The sequence below is a fragment of the Streptomyces sp. NPDC015127 genome (assembly GCF_043080095.1).
Classification (GTDB): Bacteria; Actinomycetota; Actinomycetes; order Streptomycetales; family Streptomycetaceae; genus Streptomyces.
Map to the genome: position 1 here is coordinate 167,143 of NZ_JBIBVE010000004.1, position 15,800 is coordinate 182,942.

Consider the following 15,800-nt stretch of genomic DNA (forward strand, 5'->3'; position numbering starts at 1 on the left):
GGCGGCTACCGCTTCCTGGTGTAGCGGCTGAAGATCAGGCCGTTGTCGAACACCCGGCTGTCGACCAGCTCGAAGCCGGTGACACCGAATTCGGCCGAGATCATGGGGATGCCCGAGCCGAGCAGGATCGGGTAGGTCTTCACATGCAGTTCGTCGATCTCGTCGCGCAGCTGCCCGGCGAGGTCGGCGCCGCCGGCGAGGTAGATGCCGAGACCGTCCTCGGCCTTGAGCGCGCGCACCGTGGCGACCACGTCGCCGGTGACGATCTCCACGGCCGGATCCGGGGACTGCCCGAGGGAGCGGGAGACCACGTACTGCCGCATGTGGGCGTACGGGCTGGTGATGTCGGCCTCCAGGGCCGGGTCGTACGTCTTGCGCCCCATGATCACGGTGTCGAAGTGCACATTCCGCGCGTCCGCGATCCCGAGCACCGGCCGGATGTGGGCGGGGATGGTCTCCGGATACTCCTTGGCGGCGTAGGCGGTGAACTCCTCACTGATCGGGTAGTCGTCGGCCCTCCCGTCGGGGGCCGCGATGAACCCGTCGATGGAGACGGCGATGTAGTACGCGAGCTTGCGCAAACCGAACCTCTTCGTCCTGGGCGGCATGGGCGGGCCGGAGGCTTCCCCTCTGACCACGACAGCCATAGTGGTCTGCCCGTAGTGGTTTGGTCAACCCCCTTTTTCCGGAGGTCACTTCGATGCCTCATCGCCCCGCGCCGCCGCGAGCATCACGCCCCCGAGGATCAGCCCCATGCAGACGAGCTGTGCCGGGCCCATCGACTCGCCCAGCACGGCGTACGAGAGCAGGGCCACGCACACGGGCTGGAGGTAGTAGACGGCGCCCGCGCGGGCCGCCCCGATCAGGGCGACGGCCCGGTTCCAGGCGAAGAAGGCCACCGCCGAGGAGAAGACCCCCACGTACACCAGCGGCCCCACGGTCCCCGCCGTCGGCTCGAAGCCACCCTGGACGGCGAGGCTGACGGCGAAGACCGGGGCGAGCAGCAGGGCTCCCAGCACGAAGGTGACGAAGAGGAGGACGAGTCCGTCGATCCCGGCGGGCCGCCGTCGCAGCAGCGCACTGTACGAGGCGAAGCTGAGCGCCGCGGCGAACATCCACAGGTCCCCGGCGGAGAAGTCCACCGACAGGGACCCGTCGCCGACGAGCAGCAGCACACCCCCGCAGGCGACGAGCATCCCCGTGGCACGGCGCACGCCGAGCCGGGCCCCGCCGAGCCTCTCGTACAGCGCCATCAGCACCGGCGACGCGGCCATGATCATGCCCATGTTGCCGGCGGACGTGGTGAGTCCGGCCTGGTTGACGAGGGTGTTGTAAACGGTGACGCCGAGCAGGGAGGCGGCGAGCAGGAAGCGCAGATGGCGCCGGATCAGGGCGCGTTGCCGCCAGGCGGCCCGCACCGCGAAGGGGGCCACCACGACGACGGCCACGATCCAGCGCCAGAAGGCGGCCTGTACGGGCGGCACCGTGTCGTGCAGGGCCCGTGAGGTGACGAAGCTCCCGGACCAGACGACGGTCGCCACCGCCGCGAGCAGCAGCCCCGGCCCCACTCCCCGCCTCCGGCGCTGCGCGGTGGTCGTCCTGATGCCGGTGCGGACGGGGTCCGGGGCTGTCACGGTCATCCTGTGCCTTCCTGTCGGGTGGGTGGTGCGTCCACCGTCACCCGGGAAGACCTCTTAGGTCCATCGAATACTTACGACGATTCTTTTAAGCAGATCCGAACGATCGGCCCGACGGCATGACAAAGGCGCCCCGGTCGCATCAGCGTCCGGGGCGCCTCGAAGAGCGGTTCGGCGTGGAGTCAGCTCTGCTTCCTGGACTTGTCGAGCACCATCACCAGGCCGGCGATCACCACGAACAGGGCGATCGGCGCCACGACATACAGGCCGAGGGTCTCGACCACGCTCAGGCCGGGACCCGGGTCGTCGCCGTCGTCCGGGGTGAGCGCAAGCGCGGGGGACGACATCAGCAGCATCATCAGCGTCGTACCGGCTGCGACGGCGCCGGCGCGCAAGGCGTTCTTCTTGTCCACGGGGCCAACGTAGCGAACGCCTGTCAGGGCCGCGCGCCCGGGGGTGCCGTACGGGACCCGGAGCCCGTGCCCGGGAGTGCCGTACGGGCATCGAAGCCCGTGCCCGCACCTGCGGGGCGCGTCCCCCGGCCGGTGCCCGCGGGGGCGAAGACCGTCATGAGCCGGTGCAGGCGGGGCGAGGCGGCGAGGTCCTCCAGGGACATCGGCCGGCCCTCGCCGTCCGCGACGGGCAGCCGCCAGTTCGGATACTCGTCCCACGTGCCCGGCAGGTTCTGCGGGCGGAGGTCGCCGACCGCGTCCGGCAGCCACACCCCGACCATGCGGGCCGGCGTGCGCAGCAGGAAGCGGTAGACCGCCCGGATCCCGCCCTCCTCGTCGCCCGCGCCCTCGGGCAGCAGGCCGAGGCTCTCCAGCAGGCCGAGCCACTCCTGCACATCGGCCGCGTCCTCGGTGCGCTCCTCCTCCAGGCCCCGGGTCAGCAGCCCGAGCCGGTGGCGCAGCTCCACGTGGCCGCCGCCGAGCCGTGCCGCGGTGGACGGCAGGTCGTGGGTGGTGGCGGTGGCGACGCATCCCTCCCGCCACCGCTCCGGCGGCAGCGGCCGCGCGTCGCCCGCCCAGTCCCGCTCGAACCAGAGCACGGAGGTGCCCAGCACACCCCGGTCCGCGAGCGCCTCGCGCACACCGGGCTCGACCGTCCCGAGGTCCTCTCCCACGACGACGGCGCCCGCGCGGTGCGCCTCCAGGACGAGCACCGCGAGCATCGCCTCGGCGTCGTAGCGGACGTACGTGCCCTCGGTGGGCGGGGCGCCCTGCGGCACCCACCACAGCCGGAACAGGCCCATCACATGGTCGATGCGCAGCGCTCCCGCATTGCGCAGGATGCCGCGCAGCAGGCCCCGGTACGGGGCGAACCCGGACGCGGCGAGCGCGTCGGGGCGCCAGGGCGGCAGGCCCCAGTCCTGGCCGCGGGCGTTGAACGCGTCGGGCGGGGCGCCGACCGACATCCCGGCGGCGAAGACGTCCTGCTGCGCCCATGTGTCGGCGCCGCCGGGGTGCACCCCGACGGCCAGGTCGTGCACGATGCCGACGCCCATGCCCGCCTCGCGCGCCGCCCGGCCCGCGGCGGCCAGCTGGGCGTCGGTGAGCCAGACGAGGCGGCAGTGGAAGTCGACCCGGTCCATCAGCTCGCTCCTCGCCCGCGCGGTCTCGGGCGATCGCGGGTCGCGCAGTGCGGCGGGCCAGGTGTGCCACTCGGGGCCGTGGACCTCCGCGAGGGCGCACCAGGTGGCGTGGTCCTCCAGGGCCCGCCCCTGCTCTGCGAGGAAGTCGCAGTAGGCGGCGCGGCGGCCGGGGCCGAGCGGGACGGTGTGCAGGATCTCCAGGGCCTCGCGCTTGAGCTCCCACACGGCGTCCCGGTCGATCAGCGCGCCCTTGGAGAGGACGGATTCCCGCAGCTCGGTGCCCTTCTCCCGCAGCTCCTCCAGCCGCGCGCGCTGCGCCGGGTCCGCGCGCGCGTACTCCGGGACGTCCTCCACGCGCAGATGGACGGGGTCGGGGAAGCGGCGCGACGAGGGGCGGTACGGGGAGGGGTCGGCGGGGGCGCCCGGCACCGCCGCGTGGAGGGGATTGACCTGGACGAAGGACGCGCCCAGCGCGCGGCCGGACCAGGTGGCGAGCTCGGCGAGGTCTCCGAGGTCGCCCATGCCCCAGGACCGGGCGGACAGCAGGGAGTACAGCTGCACCAGGAAGCCGTACGAGCGGCCCTCAGGGCGCGGCACCTCGCCGGGCGCGACGACGAGGGTCGCGGCGGCGGTACGGCCGTCGGGGGCCTCGGCGCTCAGCCGGTGCACCCCGTGGGGCAGCGCGGCCCAGCCGGCGCCCGTCCCGGCGCCCTCGTCCGGCGCGCCGTGCGGTGCCCGGCGCGCGGCGGGAGCGCTTCCTTGTGCCGCCGCTCGCGCGCCCGGCGGCACAAGGCGCGCCTCGCGCCCTTCCTCCGTCGTCACGCGCAGCACGGTGCCCGCGGGCAGGCCGCCGAGGGCGGCGGGGAGCCGGGGGCCGCGGGACTCCTGCCAGACGACGACCGTCGGCGGCAGCAGCCGCCCCTTCGCGGCACGGTCCGCACGGTCCAGGGCGGCGCGGACCGCCTGCGGCGTGGACGCGTCGATGCCGAGCGCGGCGAGGACGGCGACGACTGTGGCGTCGGGGACCGCCACGGTGACGCCCTCGGAGGGCTCGAAGGTGGTGGCGACTCCGTGCAGCGCGGCGAGCCGGGCAAGGCCCATGCGGACTCCTTCAGACCCCTGGTGACTCCGCTCCGCCCGCCGTGCCGTAGGCGGTCGGCTCGCTGGTCAGGGGCGCGATGTCGGCGAGCGGGGGCTCGCTGGTGAGAGGGGCGGCGTGAGCGAGCGGCGGCTCGCTCGTGAGGGGCACGTCGTGGGCGAGCGGGGGTTCGCCGGTGAGCTGGGCCTCGTGGGCGAGCGGGCAGCCTGCCGAGGCATGCGCCGGCTGCGCCGGGACCTGTTTGGACAGGGCGGAGAGCAGCAGGTGTGCGGATGCGGCCACGGTAATCACTCCAAGCGGGCGTGAACGGGCGTGAACGGGTCACAGCAGCCCTACCCCGTGGGCACGACCGCAGACGTACACGATCGGCCAACGTGTTCCGCGTCACATGGTGTTGCCCGTCCGGCGGTCGGCCTCGGCGACGCGCCGAGCCGGTCCGGAGGTCGCCGAACTCACCCGGTCGTCCAGCACACCCGGCAAAAGGCGCACAACGGCCGCGCGCATTGACACTCTCACGGTGCGGGTGGTGGGCTCGAAACCGACCGGAACGACAGGGGAGAGCGAGGGGAGACCGGCGTGCGGCTCGGGGGCGGAAGACGTACAGCGGCGGCCGTCGCCGTCGCCGTCATCGGTGGTCTGCTGGGCGGTGCACCGGGGGCCGTGGCGGCCCCCGCGGACCCCGGCACCCCGGCGGGCTCCGCGCAGGACCCCGAGGGCGCCGCGCCGGCGCCTTCCGTGTGGCCGCGCCCGCAGTCGCTGCGCGCCACGGGCGGGGCCGTCGTGCTCGGCGACGAGGTGACGCTCGTCACGGACCCGGCCGCCGACCCGTACGCCGTCGGGCTGCTGAAGGACCTGCTGCGCGACGCAGGGGTGCGGACCGTGCACACGCAACTGCCCGGCCGCGGGGCGGTGCTGCGCGTCGGCGGCGCCGGCGCGGACGACGCGCTGCGCGCCCTGCGCGCGGCGGAGCGCGCCGACCTGCCGGCGGGCGGCTACCGCCTGGCGGTGGGCCGCGCCCAGGGACGCGACACGGTCGCGCTCGACGGCGTGGGCGGCGACGGCCTGTTCCACGGCGTGCAGACGCTGCGCCAGCTCCTGGAGGACGGCCGCGTCAGGGGCGTCGTCGTACGCGACTGGCCCGGGACGGCAGAGCGGGGCATGACGGAGGGCTTCTACGGCCAGCCCTGGTCGCACGAGCAGCGGCTCGCGCAGCTCGACTTCATGGGACGCACCAAGCAGAACCGCTATCTGTACGCCCCCGGTGACGACCCCTACCGGCAGGCGCTGTGGCGGGAGCCGTATCCCGCGGCGCAGCGCGCCGAGTTCCGCGAACTGGCCGAGCGCGCGCGGCGCAACCATGTCACCCTCGCCTGGGCCGTCGCCCCCGCGCAGTCCATGTGCCTCGCGGACGACGGGGACGTACGGGCGCTGACGCGCAAGATCGACGCGATGTGGGCGCTGGGGGTGCGCGCCTTCCAGCTGCAGTTCCAGGACGTCAGCTACAGCGAGTGGCACTGCGAGAAGGACGCGGAGCGGTACGGCTCCGGTCCTGAAGCGGCCGCGAAGGCCCAGGCACGGGTCGCGAACGCCGTCTCCCGGCACCTGGCCGACCGCCACCCGGGCGCCGAGGCGCTGTCGGTGATGCCGACCGAGTTCTACCAGGAGGGCGCGACGGACTACCGCTCGGCGCTCGCGCGGGAGCTCGACGGGGGCGTGCGCGTGGCCTGGACGGGTGTCGGCGTCGTGCCGCGCACGATCACCGGGGGTGAACTGGCGGGCGCACGTGCGGCGTTCGGCCACCACCCGCTGGTCACGATGGACAACTACCCGGTCAACGACTACGCGCAGGACCGGATATTCCTCGGCCCGTACACCGGCCGGGAGCCCGCGGTCGCGACCGGCTCGGCGGCCCTGCTGGCCAACGCGATGGAGCAGGCGTCCGCCTCCCGCATCCCCCTGTTCACCGCGGCCGACTACGCCTGGAACCCGAAGGGCTACCGCCCCGAGCAGTCCTGGCAGGCCGCGCTGGACGACCTCGCGGGCGGCGACGCGCGGACGCGGGAGGCGCTGGCGGCCCTGGCTGGGAACGACTCCTCGTCGATCCTCGGCCCCGACAGCGAGTCGGCGTACCTGCGGCCGCTGATGGACGCGTTCTGGCGCTCCCGCGGCACGACGGACGCTCGGGCACGGGATCGGGCGGCGACTTCGCTGCGTTCCGCGTTCACGGTGATGCGTCTGACGCCCGAGCGGCTGGAGCACACGGCGGACGGGCACCTCGCGCGGGAAGTGCGGCCGTGGCTGGACCAGTTGACCCGCTACGGACGGGCGGGTGAGCTGGCGGTCGACATGCTCCTGGCCCAGGCGCGCGGGGACGGGCAGGCGGCCTGGCAGGCGTCGCTCGATCTGGAGGCGCAGCGGAAGGCACTGCGGGCGGGCCGGGCCACCGTCGGCAAGGGCGTGCTCGGCCCGTTCCTCGACCGCGCGGTGAAGGAGTCGCAGGTGTGGACGGGCGCCGACCGCGCCCGGGCCGGCGAGGACACCGTCTGGCTGGAGCGGCCGCGTCCGGTGGCGGCGGTGACGACGATGACCGAGCCGACCGCCTCCTCGCGCGGACGCCTGGAAGCGCACGTGCCCGGCGAGGGCTGGCGTGTCCTGGCGCCGCTGTCGGCCGGGGGCTGGACACAGACGGACGCCAAGGGCCTGAAGGTGGACGCGCTGAGGGTGTCGCCGGACGGCGACGAGCGGGTGCCGGTCCGTTCGGTGGTGCCGTGGTTCGCCGACGAGCCCGCGGCGGGGCTCGACCTGGTCCGGACGCAGACCAGCGCCGAGATCGGCGGTGCTCCGCAGCGTGCCGGGGTGCGGCTGACGGCGCAGCGGCCCGGCGAGGTGCGCGGCGCCCTCACCGTGAAGGCGCCGGCGGGCATCGAGGTGAAGGTGCCCAAGGAGACGACGGTGCCGCGCGGGCTGCGGACCACGGTGCCGGTCGAGGTCACCGTCCCCGAGGACACACCGGCGGGCGAGTACCGGGTGCCGCTGTCCTTCGCGGGGCAGGAGAGCACGCTGACCGTGCGCGCCTTCCCGAGGACGGGCACCACGGATCTCGCGCGCACGGCGGGTGTCCGGGCCTCCTCGTCCGGCGACGAGACCGCCGACTTCCCGGCCGCCGCGGCGGTCGACGGCGACCCGCGGAGCCGCTGGTCCTCGACGCCGGGCCCGACGGCCTGGTGGCAGCTGGAGCTGCCGCGGCAGGAACGGGTGGGCCTGGTGGTGCTGCACTGGCAGGAGGCGTACGCGACGCGGTACCGCATACAGGTCTCGTCGGACGGCCGGGTCTGGCGCACTGCGGCGACGGTCACGGACGGCAGGGGCGGTCGGGAGTCGGTGCGCATGGACGCCCGGGACACCCGCTTCGTCCGTGTCCAGGGCGACGAGCGGGTGACCGAGTTCGGGTACTCGCTGTTCTCGGTGGAGGCGTACGCGGTCGCGGAGTGACGGTCGCCGCACGGCGCGCGAGCGCACGGCGCCGGAGCACGCGCTGCGGGAGCATGCAGCGCCGGAGCATGCAGCGCCCTCCCCGATCGCGCGGGGAGGGCGGGTACAAAAAATGGCCTGCGATCGTCAGGCTGAGATGCCGTCGATCCGGGCCATCGCGTCGTCCGCGCCGTACGGCTGCAGGTAGGGCAGCCAGCGCGGGTCCCTATGTCCGGTCCCGATGATGCGCCAGGCCAGCCCGCTCGGCGGCGCGGGCTGGTGGCGCAGGCGCCATCCCAGTTCGCGCAGGTGCCGGTCGGCCTTGACATGGTTGCAGCGGCGGCAGGCCGCCACCACGTTGTCCCAGGCGTGCTGTCCCCCGCGACTGCGCGGAACGACATGGTCGACGCTGGTTGCGACGCCACCGCAGTACATACAGCGCCCGCCGTCGCGGGCGAAGAGCGCTTTGCGGGTGAGAGGAACGGGCCCCCGGTAAGGGACCCGCACGAACCGTTTGAGCCGCACCACGCTGGGGGCGGCGACGACACGGGTCGCGCTGTGCATGAAGGCGCCGGATTCCTCGAGGCAGGTTGCCTTGTTCTCCAGGACGAGGACGAGCGCGCGGCGGAGCGGTACGACGCCGAGGGGCTCGTACGACGCGTTGAGGACCAGGACGTGCGGCACGGTGGATGCCTCCTTGTACGCCGGCGGCGCGTGGCTCGCGCCGGGACGATCTGCCTTCAGTTTGTCCTCATGGCCGGTCCCGGCGCCACCACGTGCGCGTAACGGGCTGGAGGTGTTTTCCGCCACAGGCCTCGGGACGTTCCTCCCGTTTTCTTCCCCCGGGTGAGCCTTGTCTCTCCCATCGCCGAGCGCACGGTTGCGGCGTCCGTGCCCCGTTAGGGTGGTTGGGGGCTGCGCGGCGGATCTCCGCCGGACAGCCCCTGGTCTCACCGCACGCCTGGAGGTTCTGCCCCGTGACCGCGTTCTGGTCCGCCGCCCGCGCGGACACCGATCCGCCGCCCGCACCCGTCACGCTCGACGAGGCCGCAAAGCAGGCCGGCGACGCAGCCGGCTGGGTCGAGGACAACTGGTCGACCTGGCTGAACACCGGCCTGCGCATCGCCCTGATCCTGATCGTGGCCCTGGTGCTGCGCATGCTCGTGCGCCGGGCCCTGACCAAGCTGATAGAGCGGATGAACCGCTCCGCGCAGGCGGTGGAGGGGACGGCGCTCGGCGGTCTGCTGGTCAACGCGGAGCGGCGCCGGCAGCGCTCGGAGGCCATCGGCTCGGTGCTCCGCTCGATCGCGTCGTTCGTCATCCTCGGCACCGCGGGTCTGATGATCCTCGGGGCGTTCAAGATCGACCTCGCGCCGCTGCTCGCCTCCGCCGGTGTCGCCGGCGTGGCGATCGGTTTCGGCGCGCGCAACCTCGTCACCGACTTCCTCTCGGGCGTCTTCATGATCATGGAGGACCAGTACGGCGTCGGTGACTCGGTCGACGCCGGCGTCGCCTCCGGCGAGGTGATCGAGGTGGGCCTGCGGGTCACGAAGCTGCGCGGCGACAACGGCGAGATCTGGTACGTCCGCAACGGCGAGATCAAGCGGATCGGCAACCTCAGCCAGGGCTGGGCGACCGCCACCGTCGACGTCACCGTCCGCTCGTCCGAGGACCTGGACCGCGTCAAGGCCGTGATCGGCGAGGTGGCGGACGACCTGGCCAAGGCCGAGCCGTGGAACGAGCAGCTGTGGGGCCCGGTCGAGGTGCTGGGTCTGACCGAGGTGCTGCTGGACTCGATGACCTTCCGCGTCTCGGCGAAGACCATGCCGGGCAAGGCGCTCGGCGTGGAGCGCGAGCTGCGCTGGCGGATCAAGCGGGCCTTCGACGCCGCGGGCATCCGGATCGTCGGCGGTCTGCCGCAGCAGGCGGAGGAGTCGGCGGTCGACCCGGCCGCCGGTATGGCGGCGCCGTCCGCCTACGCGTCGGCGACATCGCCCCAGTCGGTGGCCGCGTCCCCGATCCCGCCGCCGGCCACCAACCTGTCGAAGTAGCGGCCCGGCCGGGCCTCTGCCCCGGCCCGCCCCCGCGCACAGCGCCCCCTCGGTAACGCTTTGGTTGCCCAGGGGGCGTTTGCCATTGACGACGCGCTGACGTGCGGCCTACTTTTCCTCCTACAGGATAGGAAAGTTTCCTAACAGTCCAGGTCGAAAGGCAGGTGCAACCGTCGTGGCCGGAACCACCCCCGGAACCCCGCGCGTGCTGCGCGCCATGAACGACCGTGCCGCACTCGATCTGCTGCTGGAGCACGGCCCCCTCTCCCGTACCCGGATCGGCAAGCTGACCGGCCTGTCCAAGCCCACCGCCTCCCAGCTGCTGGCCCGGCTGGAGGCCGCGGGCCTCGTCGTCGCCACCGGCACCACCGAGGGGCGGCCGGGCCCGAGCGCCCAGCTGTACGCGGTCAATGCCCGCGCCGCCTACGCCGCCGGGCTCGACGTCACCCCGCAGCGCATCCGCGCCGCGGTCGCCGACATCACCGGCGCCACCGTCGGCGAGTTCGAGCTCCCCACCCCCGGGCGCCGCGCGGAGAGCGTCGTACGGCAGGTCACCGACGCGCTCGACGGTGCCGTCAAGGCCGCTGGGGTCACCCGCGCCGACGTCCACCGCATGGTCGTCGGCACGCCCGGCGCCTTCGACCCCTCGACGGGCCGCCTGCGCTACGCCTCCCACCTGCCCGGCTGGCACTCCCCCACCCTGCTGGACGAACTCGCCGCGGCACTGCCGATGCCCGTCGAGTACGAGAACGACGTCAACCTCGTCGCCGTCGCCGAACAGCGCGCAGGTGCCGCCCACGGCCACGAGAACTTCGTGCTGCTGTGGAACGAGGAGGGCCTGGGCGCCGCGCTCGTCATCGGCGGCCGGCTGCACCGCGGCTTCACCGGGGGCGCGGGCGAGGTCGGATTCCTGCCCGTGCCCGGGACCCCGCTGGTCCGCCAGGTGACCAAGGCGAACAGCGGCGGCTTCCAGGAGCTGGCCGGCGCCCAGGCGCTGCCCCGGCTCGCCCGGGAACTCGGCATCGAGGGCGTCGGCAGCGGCCCGCACGCGGAGGTCGCCACCGCGCTGGTCGCCCGGGCCGCGGAAGCGGACTCGGGGCCGTACCGGCAGCTGCTGGACGCCTACGCGACCGGGCTCGCGACCGGTCTGGCCTCCATGGTCGCCGTGCTCGACCCGGAACTCGTCGTCCTGTCCGGCGAGGTGATCGCCGCGGGTGGCGAGCCGCTGCGCGAGCGCGTCCAGGCCGAGCTCACCGAACTGGCGGCCTCCCGGCCCCGGCTGGTGCTCGGCTCGGTGCGCCGCAGCCCGGTGCTGCGGGGCGCGCTGGAGAGCGCCCTGGCCACGACCCGCGACGAGGTCTTCGACACCTCCCGCTGAACTCCTGTTCTGCCGCTCCTCCCCTTCTCCCCTTCCCCCGACTCCGTCCACGTCACAGGGAGACACCGCCATGCCCAGAAACCGCCGGACCACGACCGCCGCGCTCGCGGCGACGGCCGCGATATCGCTCCTCGCCACGGCCTGTACCGGCTCGGCCGGCAACGGCGCCGCCGACGACCCGAACGCGAAGACCACGCTGACCTTCTGGCACGGCTGGTCCGCGCCGAGCGAGGTCGCGGCGATCGAGGCCAACATCAGAGCCTTCGAGGACAAGCACCCGGGCATCACGGTCAAGGTCGTCAAGGGCATCACCGACGACAAGCTCAACCAGGGCCTGCGCGCGGGCGGTTCCAGCGCCCCGGACGTCGTCTCGTCCTTCACCACCGACAACGTCGGGCGGTTCTGCTCCTCCAAGGCGCTCACCGACCTGAAGCCGTTCCTCGACAAGTCGGGGATCGACCCGCGGAAGACCTTCCTGCCGCAGATGGTCAAGTACACCGAGCACGAAGGCACCCGCTGCACCGTGCCGCTGCTGGGTGACGCGTACGGCCTGTACTACAACAAGACGGCCTTCGAGGAGGCCGGCATCAAGGCCCCGCCCAGGACGCTGTCCGAGTTCGACACGGCGGTCAAGAAGCTCACCGAGCCCAAGGGCGACGGCTTCGAACGCCTCGGCTTCATGCCCCTGTACCTCGGCTACGAGACCACCGTCGAGCACTACGGCGGCCAGTTCGGCATCCGGTACCTCGACGAGGACGGGAAGTCGAACACGGCGAAGGACCCGGCCGTGAGGGCGATGTTCGCCTGGCAGAAGAAGCTCGTGGACGACCTCGGGGGCTTCGCGAAACTCAACCGGTTCCGCACGTCGCTCGGGGACGAGTGGGGCCCCAAGCACCCCTTCCACACCGGCCAGGTCGCCATGCAGCTCGACGGCGAGTGGCGCGGCAAGATGGCCTCCGACGCCAAGCTGCCGTTCGAGATCGGCGCGGCGCCCTTCCCCGTCCCGGACGACCAGGTGGCCGACTACGGCAAGGGCTACCTGTCCGGCACGATCCTCGGCATCGCGAGCAACAGCCCGAAGAAGAACGCCGCGTGGGAGCTCGTGAAGTACCTGTCCACCGACACGGACGCGGTCGTCTCCTTCGCCAACGCCATCCACAACGTGCCCTCCACCGTCGCCGCCCTGAAGTCGCCGAAGCTGAGCAAGGACCCGCTGTACCGCACGTTCGTCGACATCGCGCAGCACCCCAAGAGCTCGCACGCGCCCTCGTCCGTCAACGGCGGCGCCTTCCTGCTCACCCTCCAGGACCATGCCCTGCGGTACGAGAAGGGTGCGGAGAAGAACCTGGACACCCTGCTGAGGAAGAACGACATCCAGGTCGACAAGGACAACGAGCAGGCCCGCTGATGACGACGGCCCACCTCGCACCGGGACTGAGGTCCAAGCGGCGCCGCTCCGCGCTGCGCACCCTCGGCTTCCTGTCCCCCTGGCTCGTCGGGTTCGGCGTGTTCTTCGCCTACCCGCTGGTGGCGACCGTCTACTTCTCCTTCATGGAGTACGACGGGTTCTCCCCGCCCTCCTTCGTCGGCCCGAAGAACTGGGTGTATGTCTTCCGGGACAACCCCTTCTTCTGGCCCGCCCTGGCCAACACCCTGTGGCTGGTCCTGGTGATGGTGACGCTGCGCGTCGCCTTCGGGCTCGGCATCGGCCTGCTGATCACCCGGATCAGGACGGGCGCCGGCGTCTTCCGCACGCTGTTCTACCTGCCGTATCTGGCCCCTCCGGTCGCGGCGACGATGTCGTTCGTCTTCCTGCTCAACCCCGGCACGGGACCGGCCAACACCGTCCTCGGCGCGCTCGGGCTCGGGCAGCCGGAGTGGTTCAACAGCCCCGCCTGGTCGAAGCCCTCGCTCACGCTGCTCGCGCTGTGGGGCATCGGTGACCTGATGGTCATCTTCATGGCGTCGCTGCTGGACGTGCCCAAGGAGCAGTACGAGGCGGCCGAGCTCGACGGCGCGAGCGCCTGGCAGCGCTTCCGGTTCGTGACCCTGCCCAACATCTCGCCGATCGTGCTCTTCGCGGTGATCACCGGAGTGATCGCGACGATGCAGTACTACACCGAGCCCCTGGTGGCCGCGAAGGTCGCCAGCGGGGTGATCGGCGGCTCGGGGCAGCACTTCGAGCCCGGCTATCCCGACAAGTCCACGCTCACCGTCCCGCAGGTCGTCTACAACCTGGGCTTCCAGCGTTTCGACACCGGAGCGGCGTGCGTGGTCGCGCTGGTGCTGTTCGCACTGGCCATGGTGTTCACGGCGTTCCTGATGCGCCGGCGCAGCGGCTTCATGTCGCCGGAGGACTGAGCGATGACCCAGACGACAACTCCCGTGCGGGCCGTGGCCCCGCCGGCGGCCGTGACCCCGGCCGGCACCGCGGCCCGGCGCGCGGCGCGCCGCCGGGCGGCTCTGGAATGGGTCGCGGTCCACGCGCTCGGCATCGCCGCCGCGCTGTTCTTCGTGCTGCCGTTCTTCTTCGTGTTCCTGACCGCGGTGATGAGCGACGACCAGGCACTGACCCGCGACCTGTGGCCGCGCGACTGGGAGTGGGGCAACTTCGCCACCGTGTGGAACACCCCGGGGTTCTTGACCTGGTGGCGCAACACCCTGATGTACGCGGGGCTCGGCACGGTGCTGGCCGTGGCGAGCAGCCTCCCCGTGGCGTACGCGCTCGCCAAGTTCCGCTTCCGCGGGCGCAACGTGATGATGATGCTGGTGATCACGGCGATGATGCTGCCGCCGCAGGTGATCATCGTGCCGATGTACCTGTTCTGGGCGAAGCAGCTGGACCTCGCGGGCACGCTGTGGCCGCTGATCGTCCCGTTCGCCTTCGGCAACGCGTTCACGATCTTCCTGCTGAGGCAGTTCCTGCTGACGATCCCCCGCGAGTACACCGAGGCGGCCAGGATCGACGGCTGCGGCGAGTTCCGCGCGATGGTCCGCGTGGTGCTGCCCATGGCCAGGCCCGCGATCGCCGCGGCCGCGCTGTTCCACTTCCTCTACTGCTGGAACGACTACTTCGGACCGCAGATCTACGCCTCCGAGAACCCGGCCGCCTGGACCCTGAGCTACGGCCTGGAGTCCTTCAAGGGCGCCCACCAGACGGACTGGAACCTGACCATGGCGGCCACGGTGCTGATCATGGCGCCGGTGATCGTGGTCTTCTTCTTCGCACAAAAGGCCTTCATCGAGGGCGTCACCCTGACCGGAGTGAAGGGCTAACCCATGAAACTCGCTGTTGTGGGGGGCGGTTCCACCTACACCCCCGAGCTGATCGACGGGTTCGCGCGGATGCGCGACACCCTGCCGATCTCCGAACTGGTGCTGATCGACCCGGCCGCGGACCGGCTGGAGCTCGTCGGCGGCCTGGCCCGCCGGATCTTCGCCAAGCAGGGCCACGACGGCCGGATCGTCACCACCTCCGACCTGGACGCGGGCGTCGCCGGCGCCGACGCGGTCCTGCTCCAGCTGCGCGTCGGCGGGCAGGCCGCCCGCGAACAGGACGAGACCTGGCCCCTGGAGTGCGGCTGCGTCGGGCAGGAGACCACGGGCGCGGGCGGCCTCGCCAAGGCGCTGCGCACCGTTCCGGTGGTGCTCGACATCGCCGAACGCGTCCGGCGCGCCAGCCCCGGCGCCTGGATCATCGACTTCACCAACCCGGTCGGCATCGTGACGCGGGCGCTGCTCCAGGCCGGTCACCGGGCCGTGGGCCTGTGCAACGTCGCCATCGGCCTCCAGCGCAAGTTCGCGCGGCTCCTCGACGTGGCCCCGGCCGACGTGCACCTCGACCATGTGGGGCTCAACCACCTCACCTGGGAGACCGGTGTGCGCCTCGGCGGTCCGGACGGCACCGACATGCTGCCCAAGCTGCTCGCCGAGCACGGCGACGCCATCGCCGACGACCTGCGGCTGCCGCGCCCCCTGCTGGACCGGCTCGGCGTCGTCCCCTCGTACTACCTGCGCTACTTCTACGCGCACGACGAGGTGGTGCGGGAGCTGCGGACCAAGCCGTCGCGGGCCGCGGAGGTCGCGGAGATGGAGCGCCGGCTGCTGGAGATGTACGGCGACCCGGCACTCGACGAGAAGCCGGACCTGCTCGCCAAGCGGGGCGGCGCGTTCTACTCCGAGGCCGCCGTCGACCTCGCCGCGTCGCTGCTGGGCGGCGGGGGCAGCCCGGTGCAGGTCGTGAACACCTGGAACAAGGGCACGCTGCCGTTCCTGCCGGACGACGCGGTCGTCGAGGTGCAGGCCCGCGTCGGCACCGACGGCGCCGCACCGCTGGCCGTACCGGAACTGGACCCGCTGTACGCGGGGCTGATCGCCGATGTGACCGCGTACGAGGACCTGGCGCTGGAGGCCGCGCTGCGCGGCGGCCGCGACCGGGTCTTCAAGGCCCTGCTCGCCCACCCGCTGATCGGCCAGTACGCGTACGCGGAGAAGCTCACCGACCAGCTGATCGCGCACAACCGGGAGCACCTGGCGTGGGCGTGAGAGACCTTCCCGGCGGCCCCGGTCC

Annotated in this window: 13 protein-coding genes; 7 read left to right on the forward strand and 6 right to left on the reverse strand. The window is 72.6% G+C overall.

Annotation, left to right across the window (positions count from 1 at the left end; genetic code table 11):
- Positions 1-5: 5 nt before the first annotated feature.
- The 5 genes from ACF08N_RS09665 to ACF08N_RS09685 form a co-directional block, all read right to left on the reverse strand.
- A complete protein-coding gene (locus ACF08N_RS09665) occupies positions 6-638 on the reverse strand; it encodes a dihydrofolate reductase family protein (RefSeq protein ID WP_392324047.1) in 633 nt (210 codons plus the stop codon).
- 54 nt (positions 639-692) lie between these two features.
- The gene (locus ACF08N_RS09670) at positions 693-1,640 is read right to left on the reverse strand and encodes a DMT family transporter (RefSeq protein WP_392324048.1); all 948 of its coding nucleotides are present in this window, start codon (positions 1,638-1,640) and stop codon (positions 693-695) included.
- A gap of 179 nt (positions 1,641-1,819) precedes the next feature.
- A complete protein-coding gene (locus ACF08N_RS09675) occupies positions 1,820-2,050 on the reverse strand; it encodes a hypothetical protein (protein WP_392324049.1) in 231 nt (76 codons plus the stop codon).
- A 23-nt stretch (positions 2,051-2,073) separates the two neighbouring features.
- Positions 2,074-4,332 (reverse strand): 4-alpha-glucanotransferase, encoded by a 2,259-nt coding sequence (gene malQ / locus ACF08N_RS09680; protein WP_392324050.1) that lies wholly within the window; start codon positions 4,330-4,332, stop codon positions 2,074-2,076.
- 10 nt (positions 4,333-4,342) lie between these two features.
- Complete coding sequence (locus ACF08N_RS09685) at positions 4,343-4,612, reverse strand: hypothetical protein (protein WP_392324051.1); 270 nt, start codon at positions 4,610-4,612, stop codon at positions 4,343-4,345.
- 294 nt (positions 4,613-4,906) lie between these two features.
- Here ACF08N_RS09685 and ACF08N_RS09690 point away from each other — a divergent pair, with 294 nt between their 5' ends.
- Positions 4,907-7,822, forward strand: coding sequence for a beta-N-acetylglucosaminidase domain-containing protein (locus ACF08N_RS09690; protein ID WP_392324052.1), 2,916 nt, complete (start codon positions 4,907-4,909; stop codon positions 7,820-7,822).
- Between the two features lie 126 nt (positions 7,823-7,948).
- On the opposite strand, the gene ACF08N_RS09695 is transcribed toward ACF08N_RS09690, so the two are convergent.
- Positions 7,949-8,485, reverse strand: coding sequence for an HNH endonuclease (locus ACF08N_RS09695; RefSeq protein ID WP_177150873.1), 537 nt, complete (start codon positions 8,483-8,485; stop codon positions 7,949-7,951).
- Positions 8,486-8,778: 293 nt separating this feature from the next.
- Here ACF08N_RS09695 and ACF08N_RS09700 point away from each other — a divergent pair, with 293 nt between their 5' ends.
- From ACF08N_RS09700 to ACF08N_RS09725, 6 genes are all read left to right on the forward strand, one after another.
- Positions 8,779-9,852: a mechanosensitive ion channel family protein gene (locus ACF08N_RS09700; RefSeq protein ID WP_392324053.1), complete on the forward strand. Its 1,074-nt coding sequence runs from the start codon at positions 8,779-8,781 to the stop codon at positions 9,850-9,852.
- A 175-nt stretch (positions 9,853-10,027) separates the two neighbouring features.
- Positions 10,028-11,230 carry an ROK family protein gene (locus ACF08N_RS09705; RefSeq protein WP_392324054.1) on the forward strand — a complete coding sequence of 401 codons (1,203 nt, stop codon included), beginning with the start codon at positions 10,028-10,030 and terminating at the stop codon, positions 11,228-11,230.
- Between the two features lie 70 nt (positions 11,231-11,300).
- Entirely contained in the window at positions 11,301-12,638 is a 1,338-nt protein-coding gene (locus tag ACF08N_RS09710) for an ABC transporter substrate-binding protein (RefSeq protein ID WP_392324055.1), read from the forward strand.
- On the forward strand, positions 12,638-13,591 hold the full coding sequence (locus ACF08N_RS09715) for a carbohydrate ABC transporter permease (protein WP_392324056.1): 954 nt from the start codon (positions 12,638-12,640) through the stop codon (positions 13,589-13,591). Before ACF08N_RS09710 ends, ACF08N_RS09715 begins: the two co-directional genes overlap by 1 nt.
- 3 nt (positions 13,592-13,594) lie before the next feature.
- Positions 13,595-14,506: a carbohydrate ABC transporter permease gene (locus tag ACF08N_RS09720; protein ID WP_392324057.1), complete on the forward strand. Its 912-nt coding sequence runs from the start codon at positions 13,595-13,597 to the stop codon at positions 14,504-14,506.
- 3 nt (positions 14,507-14,509) lie between these two features.
- Complete coding sequence (locus ACF08N_RS09725) at positions 14,510-15,775, forward strand: 6-phospho-beta-glucosidase (protein ID WP_392324058.1); 1,266 nt, start codon at positions 14,510-14,512, stop codon at positions 15,773-15,775.
- The last annotated feature ends 25 nt before the right edge of the window (positions 15,776-15,800 follow it).

Bases quoted from the DNA above. Each gene is read 5' to 3' on its own strand.
- ACF08N_RS09670 (WP_392324048.1), bottom strand. From the start codon at position 1,640: ATGACCGTGACAGCCCCGGACCCCGTCCGCACCGGCATCAGGACGACC.
- malQ (WP_392324050.1), bottom strand. From the start codon at position 4,332: ATGGGCCTTGCCCGGCTCGCCGCGCTGCACGGAGTCGCCACCACCTTC.
- ACF08N_RS09710 (WP_392324055.1), top strand. From the start codon at position 11,301: ATGCCCAGAAACCGCCGGACCACGACCGCCGCGCTCGCGGCGACGGCC.
- ACF08N_RS09715 (WP_392324056.1), top strand. From the start codon at position 12,638: ATGACGACGGCCCACCTCGCACCGGGACTGAGGTCCAAGCGGCGCCGC.
- ACF08N_RS09720 (WP_392324057.1), top strand. From the start codon at position 13,595: ATGACCCAGACGACAACTCCCGTGCGGGCCGTGGCCCCGCCGGCGGCC.
- ACF08N_RS09725 (WP_392324058.1), top strand. From the start codon at position 14,510: ATGAAACTCGCTGTTGTGGGGGGCGGTTCCACCTACACCCCCGAGCTG.